The sequence below is a fragment of the Planktotalea sp. genome, assembly GCF_039984035.1.
Taxonomy (GTDB): Bacteria; Pseudomonadota; Alphaproteobacteria; order Rhodobacterales; family Rhodobacteraceae; genus Planktotalea.
Window position 1 is genome coordinate 1 of the sequence record NZ_JBDWVM010000466.1, and the last position, 7,432, is coordinate 7,432.

Below are 7,432 nucleotides of genomic sequence, written 5' to 3' on the forward strand. Positions count from 1 at the left end.
CAAAGCCGTTGTCGTTTGGATAGGTGTCATCATGTGCAACGAAGTAGGACAACGCGCCCTCCTTGGTCGTGCGGAACGTCTGCGCGCCGCCGCTTAAGGTGGGTTTGAACAGAACAGGACCGAGGTTATAGCCATAAGCCGCGTCCAAAACATCGCTCGCCAATGCACGCGCTGCATCAATGCCGCCGTCTTCAAAAGCCTTTGAAATTGCGACCAAGGCATCGCCCCACGCTTTGCGCGCTGCGATCAGGTTGTCTTGGGTGATTGGCATAAGTCTCTCCGTCAGTCTTCAAACATTTAAGGCCCGCACGTTTCCTAGCGTTCTTTACGGCTATCGCAAGGGGTTTGGCACAAAAGTTGAGGTTTTCAACGGGAATAACTGAAAAACGCCCAGTGCACATTGAAGGCACTGAGCGTTTTACTGACGCCATGACATCAGAAGACTGCGTTAGACGTTGGGATAAGCTGAGGGGGTAGGTGCTGTGCTTATCTAACGCAGGGATTGAACTGTTTAAACGCAGGTAAGGGGGCTGGCGTTTTTTGAACGGAGCTGTTCCAAAGCGTTAGAGCTTCGGTCGACCCGCGGCAAGAACGGGAAGTCCTGTTTTCGGGGGCGTCTGGTGCTGTTCAAGAGATCAAGTCCTTTAAGTGCTAAAGCCCGGCCGTCACGGGCTTTGGCGACATACATGTCATGTGTCATTGGTTCGTCCTCCTGTCGTGTTTTCTTGTTGTACCCTCAACCTGTCATGAAAGTTTCAGAGGGTCATGCCCTACGCAGGATAGGGTTAACGAACATTGGGAGAGCGCACCTATCCTTTTGGCTAGACACGGGAAAGCTGTAACACAACTTACATTCGCGGCTTTGAAAGAGCTCTTACTGATCGTCACTTCGTTGACGTACTTTTCGTTTGGCTTTGGTGTCTTCACGATGTCGCCCATCGGGTTGTATCAGTTGGTTTGTTTTTTGCGCCCGCCGTCGGCAAACTGGATGAGCAAGGAGAAAATCTGAGTAGGTCTTTTACCTTTTTACGCGAGCGTAAAGTGTAGAGCCTGGAATGCATGTTTGGTGATCAGAGGTAATTTCGCAATGAATGCTGGGTGGGAATAATTTTGTATTAATCTTCAACGATGATAGGTTTTGAAAATAGTCAAATTTGAACACGGTTGCTTTCGATGAAAAAGACATTTCGTATTTTAATCATGCTGGTTCTATCGCTAGTGTTTGGAATAGGGCTTCCTCAACAATCCAACGCAGAAGGTCTTTACTGGGATCAAAAGACTAAATGTTTCTTTGATGTGTGTAATCCCGGAAAGCGCTATCGCGCGACCTCTGCTATATCGCTCAGAACGACTCCGGGCTTTCTCGCTAATGCTCAGGGGGAAACGGCTTATGGTTTGAGTGGAGTATACTTTCCCAAGAATACGAGATTTGCGGTATTTGAGGGCTTAGCAATGGTCGGTGGCGATGGAGAAGTACTGGTTCTCTCCGAAACAGGCAATTGGGCGTTTGTACTGCCTGCTGACTTGCAATTTGACGCATCGCTGGATTTTTCGACTTTGGATAGCGATGTATTTGCGGCTGACCGATGGGTAGTAAGTCTGCAAGCGAACGGGGTTTTTCGGCAGAAATTTGATGCATGCAGCGCTTCTCTCGAACGGCAGAGTTCTGGTAAGGTTGGCGTGAAAGTAGGTGCAAAACTTGGCGTTTCTGAGAGTGAGCTATCTCTTGAGCTTGCGAGTTCTCAAACCCTTAGCTTTCCGAAGGGGTACAATATTCTCATCCATAGATTCGCTCGTGCACGACCGTCATCGATACTTGAAGTGCGTGCGTATCAAGAGTGTGGTACGGCCGATCTAAATGAAGACGACTTTCGTTTTGACGTGTTTTTAGATGGAAGCGCAAAAAAGCTTCGCCCAGAGACTTTCAAAAGACGAACTTTCGAAATGGATCGAGGAAAACCAGTAATTACGTGCAGTGGTGACTTCGAAAGTTATGCAGAATATCTCAGAGAATTTCATGACATTCCCGAAGTCTGGTTGCCAGTTGTTGGCGCGATGACAGCGCGATGGCCCGAGAAATTTCTGTCTGTGGAGTGCCACTAGTTAATCATCGTCTTGACCCTCCCCCCCCAACACCCTAAGAGACCCCATCGGCACAGCCCCAGATTCGTCTGGGGCTTTGTTGTTGTTCGCTCAAAACATCGAGCGGACGTCTAATCGGGCACCTACGGGGGCCTCAACTTGGTCACCTCTGTTAACAAAGAGGGGGCTTTCATCGTCGCTTGGGCCACACTTGGGCACAAACGAATAAAAACGGAAGACAAAGCATGGCACTTAAGTCGTATAAGCCGACGACGCCAGGCCAGCGTGGGCTGGTGCTGATCGACCGTTCGGAGCTGTATAAAGGACGCCCCGTTAAATCCCTTACAGAGGGTTTGACGAAATCGGGTGGCCGGAACAACACCGGACGCATTACATCACGACGTCGTGGTGGTGGGGCGAAACGCCTCTATCGTATCGTTGATTTCCGCCGCAATAAAATGGATGTTGCCGCGACAATCGAACGTATTGAATATGACCCTAACCGCACAGCCTTTATCGCGCTCATCAAATATGATGACGGCGAGCAGGCGTATATCCTAGCCCCACAGCGTGTTGCTGTTGGCGACAAGGTTATTTCTGCGGCGAAGGCAGACATCAAGCCGGGCAACGCGATGCCGTTCTCTGGTATGCCAATCGGTACAATCATTCACAACATCGAGCTGAAGCCTGGTAAAGGTGGTCAGATCGCGCGTTCCGCTGGTACTTACGCACAGTTCGTAGGTCGTGACGGTGGTTACGCTCAGATCCGTCTCAGCTCCGGCGAGCTTCGTCTCGTCCGTCAGGAGTGCATGGCAACTGTTGGTGCGGTGTCTAACCCAGACAACTCAAACCAGAACTACGGTAAAGCGGGCCGCATGCGTCACAAGGGCATCCGCCCAAGTGTTCGTGGTGTTGTTATGAACCCGATCGATCACCCTCACGGTGGTGGTGAAGGCCGTACATCTGGTGGTCGTCACCCGGTTACTCCTTGGGGTAAACCAACAAAGGGTGCGCGTACACGCAACAAGAACAAAGCGTCGCAAAAGCTTATCATTCGCTCGCGCCACGCCAAGAAGAAGGGACGCTAATCTATGTCTCGCTCTGTTTGGAAAGGCCCTTTCGTGGACGCATATGTCCTCAAGAAGGCCGAAGCGTCCCGTGAAAGCGGTCGCAACGAAGTTATCAAGATTTGGTCTCGTCGCAGCACCATCCTGCCTCAGTTCGTTGGACTGACGTTTGGTGTCTACAACGGCCAGAAGCACGTAACTGTAAACGTCACAGAAGACATGATCGGTCAGAAGTTCGGTGAATATTCACCAACTCGTACCTATTACGGTCACGCTGCTGACAAAAAAGCGAAGCGGAAGTAAGCCATGAGCAAGGATAAGAATCCCCGCCGCGTGGCAGACAACGAAGCAATGGCAAAACTGCGCATGCTCCGTACTAGCCCGCAAAAGCTGAACCTTGTTGCTGGAATGATCCGTGGCAAGAAAGTGGACAAAGCGCTGACAGATCTGGCGTTCTCCAAGAAGCGTATTGCTGTTGACGTTCGCAAGTGCCTTCAGTCGGCAATTGCAAACGCTGAAAACAACCACAACCTGGATGTGGACGAGCTGATCGTTGCAGAAGCTTACGTTGGTAAGAACCTGACAATGAAACGCGGTCGCCCTCGTGCACGTGGTCGTTTCGGTAAGATCATCAAGCCTTTCGCTGAGATCACCATCAAGGTTCGTCAGATCGAGGAGCAAAGCTAATGGGTAATAAAACCAATCCAATCGGCATGCGCCTTCAGGTGAACCGTACTTGGGACAGCCGCTGGTTTGCTGAAAGCAAAGATTACGGTAATCTTCTTCTTGAAGATATCGCGATCCGCGATTTCGTAAACAAAGAGTGCAAGCAAGCGGGCATCGCTCGTGTGATCATCGAACGTCCGCACAAGAAGTGCCGCGTTACGATCCACACAGCACGTCCTGGTGTGATCATTGGCAAGAAAGGCGCGGACATCGAAACGCTCCGCAAGAAGCTTGCAAACATCACAGACTCTGAACTGCACCTCAACATTGTTGAAGTTCGCAAGCCAGAGCTTGACGCACAGCTTGTCGGTGAGAGCATTGCTCAGCAACTTGAACGCCGTGTTTCTTTCCGTCGCGCGATGAAGCGTGCGGTACAGAACGCAATGCGTATGGGTGCCCTTGGTATCCGTGTGAACGTTGCTGGCCGCCTTGGCGGTGCAGAAATCGCTCGTACAGAATGGTATCGTGAGGGACGTGTTCCTTTGCATACGCTGCGCGCCGACATCGATTACGCTCACGTTGAAGCCGAAACAGCATACGGCATCATCGGGATCAAAACCTGGATCTTCAAAGGCGAGATCATGGAACACGATCCTCAAGCACGTGACCGTAAAGCACAGGAACTCCAAGATGGCCCTGCACCTCGTGGTGCTGGCGGTCGTCGCTAAGGGAGAGATTAGATGCTTCAACCAAAGCGTACCAAATTCCGCAAACAGCACAAAGGCCGTATCAAAGGTCTTGCTAAGGGCGGATCTGATCTGAACTTCGGAACGTATGGCCTTAAGGCTACTACGCCCGAGCGTGTAACAGCGCGCCAGATCGAAGCCGCGCGTCGTGCCATGACGCGTCACATGAAACGTCAAGGCCGTGTTTGGATCCGTATCTTCCCAGACGTACCCGTGACCTCCAAGCCTACCGAAGTTCGTATGGGTAAGGGTAAAGGTTCCGTGGACTTTTGGGCAGCTAAGGTCAAACCTGGTCGCGTGATGTTCGAAATCGACGGTGTGAACGACGACATCGCACGTGAGGCGCTTCGCCTTGCTGCAATGAAGTTGCCTGTAAAAACACGCGTCGTTGTTCGCGAAGACTGGTAAGTTCTTAACCTTTCGAGGTTAAAGCTAGAAAATGTGAACCCCCGCTGAGACATCAGCGGGGGTTTTCTTTTTGGGGCAGGGTGCGTGGAGTTACGCACCTTACGTTAGCAACTGAGCGCCTTACACTGGTCGCGTTCTTTCATATGGCGCGTGCTGTGATACGGTTAAGGCATGAGTGCATCACAACAATTGTCTGAGGATGTTTTAAGCCAGTTCAATCTGTCATCGGCATCGCTATTGGAAGAAACGCCAATTGCTTTCCTTTGGAAGGTCCAACGCACTTCGGCAGGCTGGGCGGTATTGAAGGTCTACAAAAAGACGGACATGGGAAATGAAGCCCCCGGTTTCATCTACCTTGCCGAAGCCAAAGGCAAAGGGGCGGCGCACGTATATCAAACTACGCGAACCTGCGCTTTGATGGAGTGGTTGGAAGGTCCGTCGCTCGGGGATTTTGCTCGTGGTGGAGAGGACCAGCGCGCGGCTTTGGAACTTGTTGGCGTCGCAAATGAACTGCATTTTCAAGCAGGTCAAAGGACTGACGATTATCCCTTACTTGAAGATTGGTTTGCCAAGTTATTTAAGTTGCGTTTTGCGGATGATTGTCCTTCAGGCGCGCGTGAAAACCTTTTGAAGAGCCAAGCGCTAGCGAAAGAGTTATTCGCAAGCCAGCAGGATAGTGTCCCGCTCCATGGTGATCTACATTTTGACAATGTACGTCTTGGAAGCCGAGGGTTTTGTGCGTTTGATGCAAAAGGCATTTTGGGGGAACGCACCTACGAATTGGCCAATGCATTTCGTCACCCGATCGCTTTACCTGAATTGGTTCGTGACCCTGAACACGTGAGATATCTCACCATGCTTTGGTCTTCGAATTTTAACGTTTCAGCAGAGCGCTTGATGCAATGGGCCGCGGTGAAGGTCGCCCTGTCGATTGCTTGGCGGAGCCCTGAGGCTATCTCGCAAGACAGCGAATTTGACTTACTTGATCTCTTTCTGTTGGTTTAAGTTGACGTTGGTCTGCTCCGCTAGCTCGTTGCGCTGTCAATATTCGTACTCCATAAATGGGGCGCTGAATTTTCCAATGCGCTGTTTTCGTGCAATATATGCTCGTTTAGGAGGCTGCCTTAAAACCAGTCGGGTGGGTCTTATTTTTAGAGACTTCACCCACCTTTGTAAGCCTTGTACAAGGGTGTTAGATTCGACACCTAGGGCAAACACTACAGGATCGCCTCGATTATTGTGTGATTTATGCTGAACAATTTGCCTAATTTGTTTGTAAAAACTAACTTTGAAAGTCGTAGTAAAGATGAAAAACCCCTATCAATTGCTCGAAAAACGCGCGTTTTGGGCGCCATCTGTCGGTGAGAAAGATGCGCTTGAAATAAATGAACTTTGGGAACCTAAGTGGCCGATCAAGCGCGATATGAAAATTGCGACATTTGGTTCGTGTTTTGCGCAGCATTTTGGTCGTAGCTTGGCGTCGCGCGGCTATCACTGGTTTGATGCTGAACCTGCTCCGACTGAGCTGCTCCCTGAGACTGCGAAAGCGTTTAATTATGGCGTTTTTTCAGCTCGGACAGGAAATATTTACTCTGTCTCGCTCTTGAGGCAATGGGTGGAATGGGCATTGGGTGTGAGCAAAGCCCCGGATGAGGTATGGGAAAAAGAGGGTCGTTTTTACGATCCGTTTCGTCCTGCAGTGGAACCAAATGGGTTTGCCAGTGCAGAGGAGGTTTTGGCCTCACGTGAGTTGACTATTGAATCGTTCGGTCACGCAATCAAAGATTCCAACTTGTTCGTTTTCACGCTAGGCCTGACTGAGAGCTGGTGGAACTCAAAAGATGAATATGAATACCCCATTTGCCCGGGAACAGTTGCGGGTACCTATATCGAAGGGGAACATGAATTCCGGAACCAAAGCTATCCATTTATCAAAAAGAATTTGATGCAAGCTCTTCGGCTCATCAGAAGCGTGAACCCCCAAATTAGAGTTCTACTGACTGTCTCTCCAGTGCCCTTGACTGCGACGAAGGCGGACGATCATGTTCTCGTGGCCACCTCGTATTCAAAATCTACGTTGCGGGCCGTTGCGGGCGATATCGCCAAAAAACATCGCTTTGTTGACTATTTTCCGAGCTATGAAATCATCTCTTCTCCTCCATTTGGAGGGCAATTTTATTCTGCGAACAAACGCGGTGTTGAGCAAGATGGTGTCGATCATGTGATGTCAAATTTCTTTGCCTGTATGGCGCAAAAATACCCCAAATTGGTTCGAAGCGCGGACAACAAAAAGCTTTTGAAAAAGCCAAATTCAAAGCTTCCAGTCAAACCAACTATAGCAGACAAAGGTGATGATCTCGTCTGTGAAGAAGAACTCTTATCCGCATTCGCGCCTAAGTCATAAGAAAGCAAGTCTATGAAAATTTGCATTTTAAGCAATAGCCATGCCGCATCTTTAAAACT

Annotated in this window: 8 protein-coding genes and 1 pseudogene; 8 read left to right on the forward strand and 1 reads right to left on the reverse strand. The window is 50.0% G+C overall.

The features are described 5' to 3' along the window. Positions 1 to 271: pseudogene (locus tag ABJQ89_RS20695) on the reverse strand (phosphoribosyl-AMP cyclohydrolase); the annotation flags it as partial. Between the two features lie 902 nt (positions 272 to 1,173). Here ABJQ89_RS20695 and ABJQ89_RS20700 point away from each other — a divergent pair. The 8 genes from ABJQ89_RS20700 to ABJQ89_RS20735 all read left to right on the forward strand — a co-directional run bounded on the left by ABJQ89_RS20700 (position 1,174) and on the right by ABJQ89_RS20735 (position 7,373). Next, complete coding sequence (locus ABJQ89_RS20700; RefSeq protein ID WP_348498045.1) at positions 1,174 to 2,103, forward strand: hypothetical protein; 930 nt, start codon at positions 1,174 to 1,176, stop codon at positions 2,101 to 2,103. 224 nt (positions 2,104 to 2,327) lie between these two features. After that, positions 2,328 to 3,170, forward strand: a complete 843-nt coding sequence (gene rplB, locus ABJQ89_RS20705) for a 50S ribosomal protein L2 (RefSeq protein WP_348498046.1) — start codon at positions 2,328 to 2,330, stop codon at positions 3,168 to 3,170. Between the two features lie 3 nt (positions 3,171 to 3,173). Further along, positions 3,174 to 3,452 carry a 30S ribosomal protein S19 gene (gene rpsS, locus ABJQ89_RS20710; RefSeq protein ID WP_040776022.1) on the forward strand — a complete coding sequence of 93 codons (279 nt, stop codon included), beginning with the start codon at positions 3,174 to 3,176 and terminating at the stop codon, positions 3,450 to 3,452. A 3-nt stretch (positions 3,453 to 3,455) separates the two neighbouring features. After that, entirely contained in the window at positions 3,456 to 3,836 is a 381-nt protein-coding gene (gene rplV, locus ABJQ89_RS20715) for a 50S ribosomal protein L22 (RefSeq protein ID WP_348498047.1), read from the forward strand. Then, positions 3,836 to 4,543 (forward strand): 30S ribosomal protein S3, encoded by a 708-nt coding sequence (gene rpsC, locus ABJQ89_RS20720; RefSeq protein ID WP_348498048.1) that lies wholly within the window; start codon positions 3,836 to 3,838, stop codon positions 4,541 to 4,543. The genes rplV and rpsC overlap by 1 nt, the downstream gene beginning before the upstream one ends. 12 nt (positions 4,544 to 4,555) lie before the next feature. Further along, positions 4,556 to 4,969: a 50S ribosomal protein L16 gene (rplP, locus tag ABJQ89_RS20725; protein ID WP_348498049.1), complete on the forward strand. Its 414-nt coding sequence runs from the start codon at positions 4,556 to 4,558 to the stop codon at positions 4,967 to 4,969. Positions 4,970 to 5,140: 171 nt separating this feature from the next. Continuing rightward, positions 5,141 to 5,974: an aminoglycoside phosphotransferase family protein gene (locus tag ABJQ89_RS20730; RefSeq protein ID WP_348498050.1), complete on the forward strand. Its 834-nt coding sequence runs from the start codon at positions 5,141 to 5,143 to the stop codon at positions 5,972 to 5,974. A 319-nt stretch (positions 5,975 to 6,293) separates the two neighbouring features. Beyond that, on the forward strand, positions 6,294 to 7,373 hold the full coding sequence (locus ABJQ89_RS20735; RefSeq protein ID WP_348498051.1) for a GSCFA domain-containing protein: 1,080 nt from the start codon (positions 6,294 to 6,296) through the stop codon (positions 7,371 to 7,373). Positions 7,374 to 7,432 lie beyond the last annotated feature (59 nt).

Excerpts from the sequence above, each read along its gene's own strand:
- rplB (WP_348498046.1), top strand. The coding sequence starts at position 2,328 with ATGGCACTTAAGTCGTATAAGCCGACGACGCCAGGCCAGCGTGGGCTG.
- rplP (WP_348498049.1), top strand. The coding sequence starts at position 4,556 with ATGCTTCAACCAAAGCGTACCAAATTCCGCAAACAGCACAAAGGCCGT.
- ABJQ89_RS20730 (WP_348498050.1), top strand. The coding sequence starts at position 5,141 with ATGAGTGCATCACAACAATTGTCTGAGGATGTTTTAAGCCAGTTCAAT.
- rplV (WP_348498047.1), top strand. The coding sequence starts at position 3,456 with ATGAGCAAGGATAAGAATCCCCGCCGCGTGGCAGACAACGAAGCAATG.
- ABJQ89_RS20700 (WP_348498045.1), top strand. The coding sequence starts at position 1,174 with ATGAAAAAGACATTTCGTATTTTAATCATGCTGGTTCTATCGCTAGTG.
- rpsS (WP_040776022.1), top strand. The coding sequence starts at position 3,174 with ATGTCTCGCTCTGTTTGGAAAGGCCCTTTCGTGGACGCATATGTCCTC.
- rpsC (WP_348498048.1), top strand. The coding sequence starts at position 3,836 with ATGGGTAATAAAACCAATCCAATCGGCATGCGCCTTCAGGTGAACCGT.